At 58.9% G+C, this 15,197-nt stretch carries 17 protein-coding genes, 1 tRNA gene and 2 pseudogenes; 9 read left to right on the top strand and 11 right to left on the bottom strand.

Translation table 11 applies throughout. The features are described 5' to 3' along the window. Positions 1–120: 120 nt before the first annotated feature. Positions 121–265, bottom strand: a pseudogene (locus ACLKMW_RS22875) (transposase); the annotation flags it as partial. 400 nt (positions 266–665) lie between these two features. Here ACLKMW_RS22875 and ACLKMW_RS22870 point away from each other — a divergent pair. Then, a pseudogene (locus ACLKMW_RS22870) lies at positions 666–1,577 on the top strand (YifB family Mg chelatase-like AAA ATPase); the annotation flags it as partial. A gap of 83 nt (positions 1,578–1,660) precedes the next feature. On the opposite strand, the gene nth reads toward ACLKMW_RS22870, so the two are convergent. Then, positions 1,661–2,449 (bottom strand): endonuclease III, encoded by a 789-nt coding sequence (nth, locus tag ACLKMW_RS22865; protein WP_415726841.1) that lies wholly within the window; start codon positions 2,447–2,449, stop codon positions 1,661–1,663. Positions 2,450–2,471: 22 nt separating this feature from the next. Between nth and ACLKMW_RS22860 the strand changes: the two genes are divergently transcribed. The 3 genes from ACLKMW_RS22860 to ACLKMW_RS22850 all read left to right on the top strand — a co-directional run bounded on the left by ACLKMW_RS22860 (position 2,472) and on the right by ACLKMW_RS22850 (position 4,242). Further along, on the top strand, positions 2,472–2,966 hold the full coding sequence (locus ACLKMW_RS22860; protein ID WP_415726836.1) for a DUF2244 domain-containing protein: 495 nt from the start codon (positions 2,472–2,474) through the stop codon (positions 2,964–2,966). A gap of 25 nt (positions 2,967–2,991) precedes the next feature. Further along, complete coding sequence (locus tag ACLKMW_RS22855; RefSeq protein WP_415726835.1) at positions 2,992–3,894, top strand: ribokinase; 903 nt, start codon at positions 2,992–2,994, stop codon at positions 3,892–3,894. Between the two features lie 272 nt (positions 3,895–4,166). Then, a tRNA-Phe gene (locus ACLKMW_RS22850) sits at positions 4,167–4,242 on the top strand. Positions 4,243–4,412: 170 nt separating this feature from the next. On the opposite strand, the gene ACLKMW_RS22845 is transcribed toward ACLKMW_RS22850, so the two are convergent. Then, positions 4,413–4,646 (bottom strand): helix-turn-helix domain-containing protein, encoded by a 234-nt coding sequence (locus tag ACLKMW_RS22845; RefSeq protein ID WP_415726834.1) that lies wholly within the window; start codon positions 4,644–4,646, stop codon positions 4,413–4,415. A gap of 519 nt (positions 4,647–5,165) precedes the next feature. On the opposite strand from ACLKMW_RS22845, the gene ACLKMW_RS22840 reads away from it, so the two are divergent. After that, positions 5,166–7,571: a putative bifunctional diguanylate cyclase/phosphodiesterase gene (locus ACLKMW_RS22840; RefSeq protein WP_415726840.1), complete on the top strand. Its 2,406-nt coding sequence runs from the start codon at positions 5,166–5,168 to the stop codon at positions 7,569–7,571. Between the two features lie 56 nt (positions 7,572–7,627). Then, positions 7,628–8,716, top strand: coding sequence for a helix-turn-helix domain-containing protein (locus tag ACLKMW_RS22835; protein ID WP_415726833.1), 1,089 nt, complete (start codon positions 7,628–7,630; stop codon positions 8,714–8,716). Between the two features lie 314 nt (positions 8,717–9,030). Here the strand turns inward: ACLKMW_RS22835 and ACLKMW_RS22830 are convergent, their stop codons facing one another. The 4 genes from ACLKMW_RS22830 to ACLKMW_RS22815 all read right to left on the bottom strand — a co-directional run bounded on the left by ACLKMW_RS22830 (position 9,031) and on the right by ACLKMW_RS22815 (position 11,091). Beyond that, positions 9,031–9,582 carry a terminase TerL endonuclease subunit gene (locus ACLKMW_RS22830; protein ID WP_415726839.1) on the bottom strand — a complete coding sequence of 184 codons (552 nt, stop codon included), beginning with the start codon at positions 9,580–9,582 and terminating at the stop codon, positions 9,031–9,033. After that, positions 9,551–10,222: a terminase large subunit domain-containing protein gene (locus ACLKMW_RS22825; RefSeq protein ID WP_415726832.1), complete on the bottom strand. Its 672-nt coding sequence runs from the start codon at positions 10,220–10,222 to the stop codon at positions 9,551–9,553. The genes ACLKMW_RS22830 and ACLKMW_RS22825 overlap by 32 nt, the downstream gene beginning before the upstream one ends. Then, the gene (locus ACLKMW_RS22820) at positions 10,191–10,604 is read right to left on the bottom strand and encodes a P27 family phage terminase small subunit (protein ID WP_415726838.1); all 414 of its coding nucleotides are present in this window, start codon (positions 10,602–10,604) and stop codon (positions 10,191–10,193) included. Before ACLKMW_RS22820 ends, ACLKMW_RS22825 begins: the two co-directional genes overlap by 32 nt. A 157-nt stretch (positions 10,605–10,761) precedes the next feature. Continuing rightward, positions 10,762–11,091 (bottom strand): HNH endonuclease, encoded by a 330-nt coding sequence (locus ACLKMW_RS22815; RefSeq protein WP_415726831.1) that lies wholly within the window; start codon positions 11,089–11,091, stop codon positions 10,762–10,764. Between the two features lie 58 nt (positions 11,092–11,149). Here ACLKMW_RS22815 and ACLKMW_RS22810 point away from each other — a divergent pair, with 58 nt between their 5' ends. The 3 genes from ACLKMW_RS22810 to ACLKMW_RS22800 all read left to right on the top strand — a co-directional run bounded on the left by ACLKMW_RS22810 (position 11,150) and on the right by ACLKMW_RS22800 (position 12,924). Beyond that, a complete protein-coding gene (locus tag ACLKMW_RS22810) occupies positions 11,150–11,320 on the top strand; it encodes a hypothetical protein (protein WP_415726830.1) in 171 nt (56 codons plus the stop codon). Between the two features lie 820 nt (positions 11,321–12,140). Beyond that, positions 12,141–12,350: a WGxxGxxG family protein gene (locus tag ACLKMW_RS22805; RefSeq protein ID WP_415726829.1), complete on the top strand. Its 210-nt coding sequence runs from the start codon at positions 12,141–12,143 to the stop codon at positions 12,348–12,350. Positions 12,351–12,624: 274 nt separating this feature from the next. Beyond that, complete coding sequence (locus ACLKMW_RS22800; protein ID WP_415726827.1) at positions 12,625–12,924, top strand: hypothetical protein; 300 nt, start codon at positions 12,625–12,627, stop codon at positions 12,922–12,924. A gap of 206 nt (positions 12,925–13,130) precedes the next feature. Here ACLKMW_RS22800 and ACLKMW_RS22795 read toward each other — a convergent pair whose 3' ends face one another. From ACLKMW_RS22795 to ACLKMW_RS22780, 4 genes are all read right to left on the bottom strand, one after another. Further along, entirely contained in the window at positions 13,131–13,751 is a 621-nt protein-coding gene (locus tag ACLKMW_RS22795) for a hypothetical protein (protein WP_415726826.1), read from the bottom strand. Next, on the bottom strand, positions 13,741–14,073 hold the full coding sequence (locus ACLKMW_RS22790; protein ID WP_415726825.1) for a hypothetical protein: 333 nt from the start codon (positions 14,071–14,073) through the stop codon (positions 13,741–13,743). Before ACLKMW_RS22790 ends, ACLKMW_RS22795 begins: the two co-directional genes overlap by 11 nt. A 127-nt stretch (positions 14,074–14,200) precedes the next feature. Continuing rightward, positions 14,201–14,494, bottom strand: a complete 294-nt coding sequence (locus tag ACLKMW_RS22785; protein ID WP_415726824.1) for a hypothetical protein — start codon at positions 14,492–14,494, stop codon at positions 14,201–14,203. A gap of 88 nt (positions 14,495–14,582) precedes the next feature. Continuing rightward, entirely contained in the window at positions 14,583–14,897 is a 315-nt protein-coding gene (locus tag ACLKMW_RS22780; protein WP_415726823.1) for a hypothetical protein, read from the bottom strand. Between the last annotated feature and the right edge of the window lie 300 nt (positions 14,898–15,197).

Here is a 15,197-nt window from a genome sequence, read left to right as displayed (position 1 = left end):
CGGATATTCATCAGGGCGCGCAACGACCTCGTTGCACATTCAGACGCCGTATACATGGCCGCAACCGACCGGTTCACCAAACCCGATCCGACACCTTGACCCGCAGGAGCCATTCATACACGGATTGAAGTCGGGCGAATAGGGCGGCAGGGAACAAGGGCCGCGCCCCGGCCCTCTCGATTGCCTCCCGCACGCGACCGATCTTGTGCGCCGGCCGATGGTCCATGACGACGATGACGATGTCGCCGGGCCGAAGTTCCGGCACCGAACCTGTTCGGCCTAGGCGAGGAAAGCCGGGCCGTTCATCGGTCCGGCTATCTCCTCCAGCCGCAGTCCGGCGGTTCGCGTCGATATTGTTGAAAAAGTCTCGTCCGATGTTTGACGTCTATTAGTGCTGAATTGAAATTGCGCGACGCGCCCTCCGTGTTGGCCCCTAACAGCGCCAATCCATTTGGGAAATTGAAGTCCAACGAAATGCCATTCCTCCGGTCGGCACCAGAGCGACACTTCAGCTGTATCGGCCGGGCCTTTCAACAATATCCGTGGAATGTGACCTTCCGAGGCCCTTCCCAGGAACGTCCGTTGGTGGTGGCATCCTGCTCGTTCTGGTCAACAAGGCGAATAGCGGCTTTCCACCCGTTGCAGATCTTTAGAATACTCTAATATCTGGCGGACTGTACTCGTTGATGGTTGGTCCGCCCGGATCGGGCAAGTCCATGCTGGCCCAGCGTCTGCCTTCGATCCTCCCGCCATTGGCCCCACGAGAACTGCTCGAGGTTTCGATGGTCGCCTCCATTGCCAGCGAACTGGCGGATGGGAGGTTGAGCGACCGCCGACCGTTCCGCGCGCCGCATCATTCCGCCTCCATGGCCGCTATGGTCGGCGGCGGGCTCAGGGTGCGGCCGGGAGAGGTTTCGCTGGCGCACAACGGCGTGCTGTTTCTCGACGAGTTTCCCGAATTTTCGCCGCAGGTGCTCGATTCGCTGCGCCAACCCATCGAGACCGGGGAATGCGTGATCGCGCGTGCCAACCACCGGGTAAGCTATCCCGCCCGCATTCAGCTCGTCGCCGCCATGAACCCGTGCCGCTGCGGCATGGCAGGCGAGCCGGGGTTTCGCTGCGCGCGCGGGCCGCGCTGCCAGTCGGACTATCAGGCGCGGATTTCCGGCCCGCTGATGGACCGCATCGACCTGCGCATCGAAGTGCCGGCGGTCACGGCTAGCGACCTGATCCGCCCCGGCGCGTCCGAGCGCAGTGCAGCGGTGTCGGCACGCGTCTCGGCGGCAAGGACCATTCAGCGTGAACGCTTCGAGCGCATGGGAACGAATGCGGCCACAACCAATGCACATTGCCCGACCGCGCTCATCGAAGAGATCGCCGCGCCCGACGCCGCGGGTCTGTCCCTGCTGCGCGACGCCAGCGAAAAGCTAGGGTTTTCGGCACGCGCCTATCACCGCGTGTTGAAAGTGGCCCGCACGCTCGCGGACCTGGACGGCAGCGAAACCGTCGGCCGCATCCATCTTGCCGAGTCAATTTCGTACCGCATGTCGAGCGAGCGATTGATGCAGGCGGCCTGAGGCACGCATCGGCCCGGCACGGAAGATACTCCGCCTCCTGTTGGCGGAGCCGGTTCCCCCAAGGAATCGACATTCGGGTGGCCTTATTCGTCCAGCGGTGCCAGTTCCTTGAGCGGCTCCGGAATGCTGTTGGTTTTTTCCGCCGCCTTGCAGATATCGGCAATCACGCAGCGTTCGCACTCCGGTCTGCGGGCCTTGCAAACATACCGGCCATGCAGGATCAGCCAGTGATGGGCGTGGCGCATATATTCGTCAGGAATGATCCTGATCAGCTCCGCCTCGACCTGCTCCGGCGTCTTGCCCGGCGCCAGTCCCAGGCGATTTCCGATACGAAATATATGGGTGTCGACCGCCATGGTGTGCTGTCCGAAGGCCATGTTGAGCACAACGTTGGCAGTCTTGCGCCCGACACCGGGAAGCGCGACCAACTGTTCGCGATCGGCTGGAACCTTGCCGCCATGTTCGTCGATCAGCGCCGCCGACAGCGCGATCACGTTCTTGGCCTTGTTGCGCCAAAGCCCGATGGTACGGATGTAGGCGCCGACTTCTTCTTCGCCGAGCGCCAGCATCTTTTCCGGGGTGTCGGCCACCGCGAACAAGGCGCGAGTCGCCTTGTTGACGCCCGCGTCGGTGGCCTGCGCGGACAATACCACCGCCACCAGCAGAGTGAACGGATTGACGTGCTCCAGTTCGCCCTTGGGTTCGGGCCGCTGTACGGCAAAGCGCCGGAATATCTCGTGGATTTCGGCCGGCGTGTAGATCGGTTTGCGCGGAGCCGCGCGCCCGAGAGGCTTCGCGCGGGAATTGCTGCGTTTTGCCGCTATGCTGGGCTTTTTCGGCTTCGGCTGATCTTTGGGCTTGGGGTTTTTCATCATCCTCCTATAGAGTGGAGGCATGGCAGAGACAAACGCCGCAGTTTCCGCTGACAAACCTTTTTTCCAGGCGCTGCTGACGCCGCACCGCTCCCTGGGACGAACCGGATTCCTGGTGCTCATGGCCGGGCTCTGCGCCAGTTGGCTGGTCACTGGCGCATTCTTCCTCGCCCACGGCGCGTGGCCGGTTTTCGGCTTTTTCGGACTGGATATTCTGGCGATCTATATAGCCTTCAGGCTGAATTACCGCGCCGCGCGCGCCCGCGAAGAAGTGTCCGTATCGCGCACCAGCCTCGACATCCGCAAGATCGCGCCCTCCGGCCGCTCCGAGGCGCACCATTTCAATCCGTTCTGGGCACGCTTCGCCGTGGCCCGACACGATGAGATCGGCATAACCAAAATGGCCGTCGAGGGACAGGGCCGCAGCGTGCCGATCGGCGGCTTTCTCAATCCGGATGACCGCGAAAGTTTCGCCGCGGCCTTTTCACGGGCGCTGGCGACTGCCAAGATGCGCTGAATACGACGGGAACCGGAGCATTCTCTTGATCGTCGTCATCGGCTCCATCAATCTCGATCTGATCGCCACCGTCGAGCGGCTGCCCTCGCCCGGCGAAACGGTATCGGGCGAAGGATTCCGGACGGCGCCGGGCGGCAAGGGAGCCAATCAGGCGTTGGCGGCCGCACGCGCCGGCGCGACGGTGCGCATGATCGGCGCAGTCGGCAAGGATGCCTTTACCGCCGATGCGCTGGCTTGCCTCAAGGCCGGCAAGGTCGACCTTTCCAGCCTATGCGAAACCCATGCGGCGACCGGAACCGCGCTCATCTTCGTCAGCGGCAACGGCGAGAACATGATCGCGGTGGTGCCGGGCGCCAACGATTCACTGTTGCCGGGTGACATTTCCAGGGCAGCCCTGAGCCAGGACGACATTGTCCTGTTGCAGCAGGAGGTCCCGCTTGGCACTGTCGAAGCGGCGCTTGATGCGGCGCGCGCGGCAGGCTGCGTGGCGATACTCAATACCGCGCCTTTTCGCCGTGAAACCATGGGCCTGCTGGAAAAGGCCGATTATATTGTCGCCAACGAAACCGAATTCGACCTCTACGCGCAGGCGTTGGCGCTCGGCGAGGCCGATCGGCAGGCCCGGATGCGGGCCTTCGCGCAAAAGACCGGGCGAACAATCATCGTAACGCTTGGCGCCGATGGCGTGCATGCTGCCACGCCGCAGGATTTTCTGACGGTTGCCGCGCTGAAAGTCACGCCTGTCGACACGGTAGGTGCCGGCGACACGTTTTGCGGCTATCTGGCGGCCGGGCTCTCATCAGGCCTAAGCCTGGGGGATGCGCTTTCGCGCGCCACAGCTGCTGCTTCGCTTGCCTGCCTGAAACCGGGCGCGCAGCCGGCCATTCCCTTGGCGGCCGAGGTTGAAGCGGCTCTGTCGGCGGGTTGACGTCCTGCGGGCGTCGTATGGAGCCGAAGGCATGGCCTTGAAGCAGGCGACGCCTGCGCCCCGGCTCGCCTCCTGCGTCGCTCCGCTCGACGTCCGCCGACCGGCCGTGCATGCGGCACATGCGAACATCGGAATTGGTGTCGTATCTTTGTAGCAAATCGGCGTCGAGGCGCTGGACAGCTTGAAAACTCATGCTATAACCCACCCGCTTTCGGGGTGTTCACATGCCCTCGAAGAGTCTGGTCCCGGCTTTCGCATGGGCGCCAGAACAGGCCCAGATAGCTCAGTTGGTAGAGCAGCGGACTGAAAATCCGCGTGTCGGTGGTTCGAATCCGCCTCTGGGCACCACTTCTAAATCAATGACTTAGGTCGTTTTTGCCTGTCACTTCAGCCAAATTCGTGTGTCACATGGCTTGAATGTGTGCCAAGCAATTTCAATGGGTTACAAACCAGCAAATTGAGTAGACGGCACACGAGCGGCACATACATCGCGAAATTGGCTGCCCTGTCGGGGCTCTCTATTCCGTAGGGTGCTTCAGTCGAACGCCTGGCCCGCCGCCGTTCTCCGGAATGAACTCGATCCCCGCGGCTTCAAAAGCAGCCTGCAGGGCATTCATCGTTGATAGCTTGGCATCCGCACCGTTTTCGATCCGCGAGACGGTGTTCGCCGTGTCGCCGGATTTCTCGGCAAACTCTCGAACTCCCCAGCTCAGCGTGAAGGACCTGGAGGGGATTGGCTGGCCAATGGCCATGGATTGACGCCTCACACAGCCGGCGTGATTGCATTTAGCCGCGAGGCAAACCCGGCGGTCGGAGAATGTGGCGAGCCACGACGCTGTTTCTCAGCGGTGAAGTGCTGGCAAGGAAATTACGGCTACCCATTAGCATCCGTTTTCCGATCACCAGAGCGACCTCCGTCAACCGAATTGTCGGTAACTAAAATGCCAGCTTGCGCCATAATGCGCTGTTCATAAATACGTGGTTGTTGCGGCCATCACTAACGCGTTGTGTGCAGGATGATAGCCACAATTTCCTCGCCCCGAATCTTTCCGCCGTTGATGCTTGGGTCGGGTCTGGCACTATTTTTTGCTTCGCCTTACTTGTTCGATCTGGATTTGGCAGGGCAGCAACGGTGCTATCTGGTGGGCTGGACCGTAGCGCCACTTCTAGGTGGGCTGGCTTGTCTCAAGACGGCATACGCAAGCAGAGGAGCGGACAGGCGGGCGTGGTCGTCGTTTGGCTATGGATCATTATCGTGGTTCGTGGCCACGATGTATTGGGGTGCGCTTGATCTCCGAGGGGTAATCTCCTTTCCATCCGCAGCAGATGGTGGATACATCCTTTCTGCACTGATGTTCATACGTGGAATGTATTATTTCAGCTCCATACCATCTATCAGCCGAATACAAATGTGCAACTTTGCACTAATTACTTCAGCTACGGCATTTTCGACAAGTATACTTTTGCTACCAGCAATCGAGATATCGAAAGAAGATACAACCGCAATTGCTATTGCCGTTTCGTATCCGGTATTTTCTAGTGGGGTTGCCGCTTTCGGACTGGTTAGTCTTCTTCTCTACATCCCTAGATCGAAGCGTTTCGCAGGGTCAGTTTTATTTCTTGGTATCGTCTTACAGGCGTGCGCGGACCATCTCTATGGGCTTTCGCTGCTTTCATCAGAGTACGATTTCGGCGATTTCTTCGATCCGCTTTGGGTCGTCGGCTTTGCCTGCATAGCTTGGGCCCCACAGGAGCAGCTTTGGCGGTTGCGGAATCTACCTTGTGGAGAAGATACAGCTTCTCAGGCCCGGTGGCAGAACATAGCGGAAGCATTTGTCCCAGCTACTGCTGTGGTCATCGTAGTTGGTGGCGTAATGGTAGCGGGATTGCACCAAAAGGGCGAAATCTTTCTCGTCATTCTTCCAGCAGGGCTTGCTTGGGCAGGCGTACTGTGCGTGCGCGAATATTGGGCTCTGCGAATGGAGCGCGATCTTACTCGGGCAGCGGAAGACAATCGCAAGCAGCTCGCGTCGGTGCTTGAAAGCACTACTGATAACGTTCTTGTACTCGATCGCGGCTGGAACGTCGTTTATCTCAATCGTAGGGCGGCCGCATTCGTGGATGCAAGCCTCGACGTGGGATCGAACCTCTGGGCACGGTTCCCCGCAGAGGAAACACAGCTTTTCGGCCGTGAGTACAAAAAGGCGATGCGTACGCAAAAGCCGGTTCGGTTCGAAAGTTTTTTCGAAACAAAGAGGGCATGGATCGAGGTCCATGCTTATCCGGCGCCCGAGACTTTAACCGTCTTCTTTCGGGACATTACCGATCAGAAGAGAGCTCAGGATGAACTTGCCTTCCTAGCACATCACGATCCCTTAACCGGTCTCGACAACAGACGAAGGTTCGGGGAGCGTCTCGATCTTGCGCTTGCGAGCGCAAGCAAAAGGCAGCAAGTGGCGCTCCTCTATCTGGACCTCGATGAATTCAAGGGTGTCAATGACACATTCGGACATCCCGTCGGTGACAACGTTCTGAAGACCCTTGCTTTGCGCTTACGTTCCTCCTTATGCCACGCTGACGTCATTGCAAGACTGGGTGGTGACGAATTTGCCGTGATCCGAACCGGAGTTGCTTCCCGCGAAGCGGCCGAGCAACTCGCGACGGACGTGATCAACATCTTCAGCGAACCTTGCGACATAGACGGACAATTCCTGAAAATCAGCACCAGCATCGGCGTGGTGTTGTCGCCCCAAGATGGCGTTGGAAGCGACGAGTTGCTTTCAAAGGCAGACATGGCCCTTTACTCGGCGAAGGCTGCGGGCCGCACAACCTTTCGATTTTTCCAACCAGAGATGGCAGCCGAGGTGCAAGAGCGGCAGTCACTAAAAGCTGACCTTCGTACGGCGTTGGAGAACAATGAATTCTTTCTCGAGTATCAGCCGATCATCAATTTGGAAAATGAGCGGATAGCTGGGTTCGAAGCACTGTTGCGGTGGAGAAACCCAAAGTACGGCTTGATCCCTCCGCAGAAATTCATTCCCCTGATCGAAGAAACGGGTGAAATCGTCGCAATCGGCGATTGGGTCATGCGCAACGCCTGCCTTAAAGCAAGCTGCTGGCCGGGCGATGTGAAGGTTGCCGTCAACCTGTCTGCTGTCCAGTTCAGATCTACGCTCCCCCACAGCGTTGCATTGGCTCTGTCAAACAGCGGATTGAGCGCGGAGCGACTCGAGCTGGAGATCACTGAGTCAGTGCTTTTACACGGAAGCGAGGCGCACCTTAGAATCCTGCATGACCTAAGGGCTCTCGGCGTTCGGATTGCGATGGATGACTTCGGCACAGGCTTTTCCTCCCTAAGCTACTTGAGCCGCTTTCCCTTCGACAAAATCAAGATTGACCGAAGTTTCATCGTTCAGCCAGGAAGCCGCAAACCAGAGGCGATCGTTGGGGCTATCGTGGGGCTGGGGCGCAACCTGGGGATGACCATCACCGCGGAAGGTGTAGAAACATCCACTCAACTGGCCATGGTTCGGGAGAAGCGCTGTCATGAGGCACAGGGCTATTTTTTCGGCGCGCCCATGCTTGCTGAAAACGTGCTTCGGGTCATTTCAGATAGCCCCGGTCAGATGAGCTCGGCTAAGGGCGCGCCTTTCTCGCAGACGCGCCTCCAATCTTAGGTCAACTGTCTCTTACCGCTGAATGGGCCGGGAGCCCGATAATTGGGAGTACAGAGGTGGAGGAATACAATTTCCGCGAAGGCGCCGAGCACGCGGATCGCACACAGCTCGCCTTGGTTGGTCGCCTGGAAAGACCTGGTCCCTTCCTTTGGTCACGAAAGGTTCCTGTAACTGTTCTGGCAACTGATAACGAGGTTTGCTTCATCCCCTACGACGGATCGCGTGTAGCAAAGTCATTCTTATACGATGCATTGCATAGCATCTCCTCTCGCAATTTCCTTGGACGGAAAACTCTCATTTTGCATGGGATCAGCGGCGTTGAAGCCGTGCGCTGCAGCGCGTCTCACGACGAACTTTTTGACTTTTGCCGCTTCGTAAACAGCCGTATCGCCGCGACGGAAAAGAAGCCCGTTGGCGCGAGATTCAAACTTACACAGCTCGAAGCGCCGCCGGACGCGCGATTCACACCCGAACATCCCCAGGAAGAGTACGATTCCGCAATCGATGCTTTGTTTGATCCAATTGACTGGACCGAGGTCCTCTTCGACGATCTCGACAAGAGTGTAGAGATCGACGGGCAGAGATTCACCGACAGACGTCCTACGCAACAGAACACCCGAATCCAGGGCAGTCCGCGCCGAGACCCTCCGAAGCGGCGCCGCCCGCGCCCAGCGAACGGCTTCAGGGGCATCGTTGTCCAGGAGCCAAGGCGCAGAACGACGAAGCGAAGCTGGGTGGTTGGTACGCTCGCCGTCCTGCTTCTTTCCGGTACGCTCTGGTGGCGGTCAGGCTCTTCTAGCATCGAAACCAAGGCCGTCGAGCCCTTGGAGATTGCAGAGCTTCCAATTCAATCATGGGAAAGCGGCCCTGAACGGCAACCAACAGATTTCAATTCGCGCGTGGCGGCAAGGCTGCTGCAGATCATGCAGGATGAACGTGAATACGCTCAACTGATGGATATTTTCAGAAAGCACAGGCAAGCGCGGGGCCTGACCCCTGATCAGGTAAGCGCAGCATTGGGCTGGGGGCAAACCGAATTGAACGAATTAGAGTTGGGCATCAAACGGCCAAAGCTCATCGGACTAATAGATTTCGCCTTGGCGATAGACTTAGACATACATGACGCTGTCGGGAAGATTAAATGATTAGAATTAGAACCCTCGTGGTGTCGGCTAGTGCGGCTGCTCTTTTAGCATCTACAGCAAGTGCGCTCACGACAGATACTCAGGACAGTCGATGCGACCTGATCCGATCAACCTTCCGCAATCACATCGAGACGATATTTTTGGTCGAAGTGGCTCACTTTCATTCAAAGACCAAGGGGCGAGTATTAAATCGAAAGATTTATGACGACGCACTTGGCCACTACAACTCGCGACTGTCGTTAAAGGCGATCGAGACAATCAATAACGAATGTCCATTTGACTGACGGGTCCCATTCGCTCGCCGGGGCTCACGATCATGCTCCCGGAAGGAGCAGCGAGCTGGAACATGACGCCAGGCGCCTCGCCGCGATGTCGATGACCGATGCGAGGTCCAAGCCGATCCGGCAGGGCTTGCCCTTGAAATCCTCCAGCCGAAGGGCGGATTTCGTACTTTCCCGCCACTTCTGAATGTCGAAGTAGGCATTGCGAGCCTGCACCCACATGTTGAGGTGCTTGGTCTTGAAGACCCCGAGCTTACGCGGGTTCTGCTTCGCGTCCCGCTGCCGGGCTCGCAGGAACTCGCCCTTGACCGAGACGTCGTAATTCGGATTCGCCTTCCGCAAGGCCCGGTCAGATGACCAGTCGTCGTCCTTGTCGACGGTGTAGATCAGCGCGAAGAGCTCATCGTTCTCGATGACGCCTTCCAGAACCTTTTCGGCCTCCTGCACCATCGCGTAGCAGGGGCCGGCCAGGTTATCGCCGGCGGTCGTGATAATGAGCAGGAGCGGTTGTTCACGGGCGCCCATGCCCGTTTCCATCGTGTCGACCATCCGGTCAGTCGCATGCTCGTGATACTCGTCGACAATCGCGCAGCTCGGCGATGCACCGTCGCCGGGGTCGCCAATCAGCGGCTCGAACTTTGATCCGTCGCCCAGCCGGTGGATGTTCTTGGCGTTGACCGTGATCCGTAGTGGACAAGAGCGCCGGCGTCTTCATGGCCATCAACCTGGCCGGCTTGAAAACCTCCCACGCCTGCTTTTCCGTCGTGGCGCCGGAATAGACCTCAGCACCATGGTCGCCGTCGATTGTGAACATGCCGAGGCCAATGCCGGCCGCCCATGTCGATTTTGCAGTCTTCCGCGGTTCGAGGATCAGCGCTTTGCGGAACCGCCGTAACCCGTCCTGCTTCCTGAGCCGGCCGAACAAGCAAATGGTCTTGAAGCACTGCCAAGGCTCAAGCTTGAGCTTTTGCCCCTTCCTCGCCCATTCGCCCTTGGTATGCGGCAGCAGTTCGAGGAACTTGCACCACTTCTCCGCGACCTTCGCATCAAACCGGTACGGGAAGTTATGCCCCTTGCTCGCCTCCAGATCGTCGAGATGCCGCTTGCACGCCAGAATCACCCATTTGCACGCCGGTATCTTTCCGGCGACGACGTCGCGAGCGTACCGATTGCCAGCGTCGACATGCGGGTGATCAGCCGAGCGCGGCGAACGGGTTTTGCTCATCTGGGACACTCGCCGACACCTTCGATCGGGCGGCTGGCGACAGGCCGAATTCTACAAGCAGGGACTGAGCATGGCGCATGGCCTCGCTACGCTGCGCAACGGCAGGATGGCCCTTGATCTGCTGGCTGACGACGCGGCCTTCATCGTCGTATTTGACCCCGCTCACAAAGGTCCGGCCGCCGTCCTCGATCAATGCCGTGCAAATCTCGACTTCTTCCAATCGAGAAGCAGCGATCGCCAGCATGGCGGTATCCGATGCCGAACCGATTCCCATCTTCACGATGATCGCCACGAGGCCATCGAAGATTTCCGCCGCACGAGCGGACAGCCATTCAGGCGCTGTCGGCGTGTCCTCCAGCGGCTTCGGCGCATCCGGGTTCATACGGCATGGTTGGGCCGTGCCAGCGACCAGTTTCAGATGGTCCGGGGTTCGTTTTCTGCCGCCCATCAAAAATGTCCTTCATTTTGCACGGGTGGAAAAGTTCCCCCACACCGGTCTAGCCCCCAGAGCCCCTAAACTTTCGCCTACCCCCTCCCAGTCAGAGGTCGCCGTTCTCTTCCCGTTGCTTGTCGCTCGAATGGCAGGGCGGACACAGTGACTGGAATGGACCGAACCAGAACAGGGCAGGATTGCCATTGTGCCGCTCTACGTGGTCGCAGACCGTGGCCGGTGTCAGAATGCCCTTGTTCTTGCACTTACGGCATAGGGGCTCGGCAATGAGTTGCGCTTCTCTCGTAGCTTGCCAACGTGCAGTCTTGTACCAGCGGCGCCAAGGCTGGGTGTCGCGTGCCTGGTCGTAGAGGCGGCGTTGTTGCTGGCGGTTGCCGGTGGTGCCCGGTGGGCGGTGGACCGGTGGCTTACTGGGCATGTGTCATGAGCGGAACAACTACGTGACCTGACCGTTCGGCTCCGAAAGGAGATCAAACATGGCTGAGAGTAAGCGTTTTGAACGAGACCCAGCTGAAGGGTCGCGTTCCACGGTTGAGAAGCAACTGAAAGACGAGAAGGTGAAGGGTGAGAGCCGCGAGACGTCACGTGTGCCGAACAATTCGGGACGTCGCGACGATTCGCCGAAGGTGCGTCAAAGCTCCGATTGAATATGTCGCAAAGGCACCTTCTCGACCCGACAAGAAGGACGGGCGCTATGCCAGAGGACAGGTTTTACGAAGAAACGAAACGCGGCACGAGGCGGTTCTTCCTTTGGGGCGCCGGTGGGGCTGCCGCGCTATACATCGTCCTTTTTGCTTTGGCCGGAGCGGCGCTCATATACGGCACATAGGGTTCGGGAGCCCTGATCGCGGTGGCTATCGTCCGTGCGAAAGCCGCTGAACGATATGTGACCTATCTGTTCGCTTCTACCGTATGGCCGCCGCCGCAATGATGACCACGACGGCAACCACGACGACAGCAGCTATCACCAACAGCGGCCCGTTTCCTCCGGGCTTCAAACCGGGCTCACCCTCCATCGGCCGCATCGCGTTCGCGAATGTCGCCGCGTTCCTGAACTCCGGTGACCTCGCGGACGCTTTATCTGATGAGAGCTCCGTATTAAAGCCCGACGCCTCAGCGTCCGTTTCCATCGGTGCTGCGGCCGGATCAAAGCCGGGAGTTTTGTCACCGTTTCGGCCGGCGTCCACGTCTGATCGCTGCTGCTCTGGAGTTTGAATAGGCCGTCTGGTCACTGGCTTGCTCCGTTCGAGTACAAACCTCAGCCTTGAAATGATGTTCCCTGCCTACCTGTTCTTTGCTGCTGCCGGGTTCTGTGCTCGCTTGCTACGACAATCACCCTCACCTGAACGGCTCAACAAAACTGCACTTCATTGCTCCGGCCCGAGCGGCAACCACGATCCGGCGGCGAAGGAACAATAAGAGTGTGCGCTCAGTTGGGGCGAATTCCACTACTCAAGGAGTATTTCGATGCGCAATTCCACCGTAGCCGCGCTTGCTATGATCGCCTGCCTTCAAACGGCTTCGATAGCGATGGCTCAGGAAACACCAGCAGAGCCACCAGCGACCGCCACCACAGACGATGATTTTGACTGGGGCTGGATCGGGTTGCTCGGGCTTGTTGGCCTGGCAGGATTAGCTGGCCGACGCCATACATCCGATACGACGCGCACTAGGTAGCCGCTGACCGCTCGGCAAGATATGAATGGAGCGATGCGGCCTTTCTGATGTGTCAGGACGGGCGGCTCAATCCAGAAGTCAGCCACCAAATGCCGGGTTGCTGGCTTACCGGCGAGTGCAGCACCGTTGCCGGCCTGCGTCGTCCTGAACTCGTGTGGGCGGATTTGAACCGCCTACTTAAGCAACGCTTCAAACTCAAGATTTATTTCGCTCTGAGACGAACTTCTTCGTTCGTGGCGGGTTGGGATGCTCGTTTTTCTGATGAGGTGCCGCCATGCTGAATGGACGCTTCCAGTCCCCTTATGAATTCATTGTTGAGGCTTGCCCCTTCCGTGTTCCGGCTGCGGTGAAACGGGCCGTGCTCTTTTTTTTGTGCAAGCATGTGAACGGGCGGGCTATCTCGACGACTCAACTGGTCAAAGAAGTGCGGAGCATCGTTCCCGATTGCAATCTCACGGACGACCAAATCGAGGAGTATGCAGTCCGAACGGCGATCCGAGAGGAATTCGCCATCAAGTTCGACCGGAAGAAGGACGCTTCGGAGCCTTGGGATGCATTCATGATGCCGAAATAGCGGAGAGCCACAATGTCGCGACGTGTAACCGCAATCGTGGTGTTAGTTTTGGCGGTGTTCGTGGTAGCGGCGTTCTTGCTGTCACCCAGGTTGAGAAACACAAACCCGGATGCTTCCGGAGACTCGCCTCCGCAGTCCCTCCAAGATCGATGATGCGAATTTGGGGGCAAGCCGCCCTTGTGCTCAAGGCCCCGCTTGAGCTGGGTTCACGCTGCTTTTTCTCGCAAAACGTCCAACATTTCCGGAATGTGTTGGGGTTTTGCGTCTGGCGCCATCCAACGCGTGATGCTCGCCATCTTGCCAAAATCCATACGCTGATTTGGCATCATTGGCATCACCCTTGACCAGTTAGGGCCTTGTAACGATTGAGCATTTTTAAGGATCGCGTCCGCAACCGCTTTGAATGCACGGTCTACACGCCTCTCGGCCGTACTACGCGAACGGCCGGTTTTCTTGCAGAATTTCCGAAATGACCCGCCGACGCGAGGAGCCGCCATGCAGATCGACCATTTGCCGAGCAGCACCCGATCCTCATCGGTCTCGACAAAGTCGAGAAGCCAACGGTACAGCACTTCCTCGGCGCGCGAAATCGCCTGGCTGGACGGCCGATAGGTGACGCGGCTGCCATTGATGCCGTAGCCGGGATGGTGGCCACCGATGTTGTCCGTTTGAAATGCCGGCCAGAGCGAACGGACCTTTGCAGGCCGGACCTGACCGACGTCGAGATGAACCATAGTGTCGGCCGCCTCGATGAAGCGGGCTTTCACGATCATGATGAGGTCGGCAAGTGCGGCCTGCTCTTCGTAGCTCAGTTTCTTAGACGGCAAGGCGCTGCTCCGGTTCATCAAGGATGGATTCAAGGTGTTTGTAGATCAGCATCCGCAATGAGCCGCGGACAGGCCACGGCCGGCGCGCTACGGCCTCGCCGCGCAATGGTCCGAGGGGAATGTGGTCGAAGGCCTCCAGCACCTCCCCTGCCCTGTCCAAAGCCCAATCTGGCCGTTGGATGAGGATGTCCGATATCGCCCCGATCGTTTCCGACCAGAGCTCGTCGCGGTTGTTCCTTGTCTGCCGGATGCAGCGCAGCACGAAGATCAGGTGACCGTCGCCATAGGTGTTCCTGATCTCATGCATCGTGCCGCGGGGCATGGCTCTGTGCTGCGGCACGGCGCCGATAAACCAGTTTGATCCCGAGCCCATCGAGCAGCGCATCAAGATGACCTTTGGCTCTGCTCATGCATCACACCGCATACTGCAATTGCTGCTCGATCATGGCTTAGCTCCCAAAGATGATGAAAAGAACGACCGCCACGGCAATCAGCGCGAAGGCAGCGAGGATCGAACCGGAGGCTCGTGTCTTGCCGCCTGCGGGCTTCGTGGGCGTGCTTGGTTGCGGTACTGGCTGGGATGGTGCGGGAGACGGCGCGGGCTTGCTGGCGAGTGCCCTCACCCTGTCCAGCAGAGCCTCGACGGTCTCGGGCGCCACCAGCGACTTATTGAGCCCGTCGCCGACATAGGACGACTGACCGCGCTTTAGCTGTCTGTGCGCGCCCTTCGTGGCGGCTAGCACCGGGAAACTCGCCCACTCCATTGCGAGCCGCTTGCCGAATTCCGCTACGCTGATCTGCCCGTCATGAACGAGTCGTATCCGCGCCGCTTCAATAGGTGGAAGCCAAGCCGGTCCTGCAGGTCGGCGTCGAATATCTGACCATCACGCAAGCCGAGTTCCGTTCGAAGCCCCGCCAGAGTGGCGCGCATGAATTGATACCCGCCGCTCGCCGTCGACTGGCCGGCCAGCCCTTTGATTGGTGCGCCTGCAACTCGGCGACAGTCATCCGCGTGATCGGCTTGGGCAGATGGGCCTGCTTGTTGGCGTAGATGACGTCGTAGCCACGCAGTTCTGCCGTTCCGACTTCAGTCTCGCGAATGAAGTCGAGCAGCATCGCCGCTCCGGCTGGAACGGTTCCGTCCATGACCTAGTCCTTTTGAGTTAGTTGTGATGAGTTACCGGCTCGCGCTACGATTGCGCGCTGCCTCTGTCCAGGCGGAAGGGTCTGACCGCATGACCCTATAGAGTGCCACGGCGGTCAGGCCCGCTTGATTGTGCTGATCCCTGTGCTACGAAAATCACCCGCTCCGGTGCCTACCTGCGGCAGAGTCCGGTCGCGCCCCCAAGGTTCGCCCCGTGCGACCGGACTCGCGGCCTTCGTAGCGCGCAGGTCTGCTTTTCTGAGGTAAATTGGCTGGCCCACTTCGATCTACTAGACATTCCC

It is taken from the genome of Borborobacter xinjiangensis, from assembly GCF_047739745.1.
In the GTDB taxonomy this organism is placed as follows: Bacteria; Pseudomonadota; Alphaproteobacteria; order Rhizobiales; family Rhizobiaceae; genus Pseudaminobacter.
This window is presented reverse-complemented; position numbering and strand designations above follow the sequence as displayed.

What these genes read in the sequence shown, in the direction of transcription:
- ACLKMW_RS22790 (WP_415726825.1), bottom strand. Translation starts at nt 14,073, where the DNA reads ATGCCCCGCGGCACGATGCATGAGATCAGGAACACCTATGGCGACGGT.
- ACLKMW_RS22805 (WP_415726829.1), top strand. Translation starts at nt 12,141, where the DNA reads ATGCGCAATTCCACCGTAGCCGCGCTTGCTATGATCGCCTGCCTTCAA.
- ACLKMW_RS22810 (WP_415726830.1), top strand. Translation starts at nt 11,150, where the DNA reads ATGGCTGAGAGTAAGCGTTTTGAACGAGACCCAGCTGAAGGGTCGCGT.
- ACLKMW_RS22825 (WP_415726832.1), bottom strand. Translation starts at nt 10,222, where the DNA reads ATGAGCAAAACCCGTTCGCCGCGCTCGGCTGATCACCCGCATGTCGAC.
- ACLKMW_RS22860 (WP_415726836.1), top strand. Translation starts at nt 2,472, where the DNA reads ATGGCAGAGACAAACGCCGCAGTTTCCGCTGACAAACCTTTTTTCCAG.
- ACLKMW_RS22820 (WP_415726838.1), bottom strand. Translation starts at nt 10,604, where the DNA reads ATGAACCCGGATGCGCCGAAGCCGCTGGAGGACACGCCGACAGCGCCT.
- ACLKMW_RS22845 (WP_415726834.1), bottom strand. Translation starts at nt 4,646, where the DNA reads ATGGCCATTGGCCAGCCAATCCCCTCCAGGTCCTTCACGCTGAGCTGG.
- nth (WP_415726841.1), bottom strand. Translation starts at nt 2,449, where the DNA reads ATGAAAAACCCCAAGCCCAAAGATCAGCCGAAGCCGAAAAAGCCCAGC.
- ACLKMW_RS22815 (WP_415726831.1), bottom strand. Translation starts at nt 11,091, where the DNA reads ATGCCCAGTAAGCCACCGGTCCACCGCCCACCGGGCACCACCGGCAAC.
- ACLKMW_RS22800 (WP_415726827.1), top strand. Translation starts at nt 12,625, where the DNA reads ATGCTGAATGGACGCTTCCAGTCCCCTTATGAATTCATTGTTGAGGCT.
- ACLKMW_RS22840 (WP_415726840.1), top strand. Translation starts at nt 5,166, where the DNA reads ATGTATTGGGGTGCGCTTGATCTCCGAGGGGTAATCTCCTTTCCATCC.
- ACLKMW_RS22780 (WP_415726823.1), bottom strand. Translation starts at nt 14,897, where the DNA reads ATGGACGGAACCGTTCCAGCCGGAGCGGCGATGCTGCTCGACTTCATT.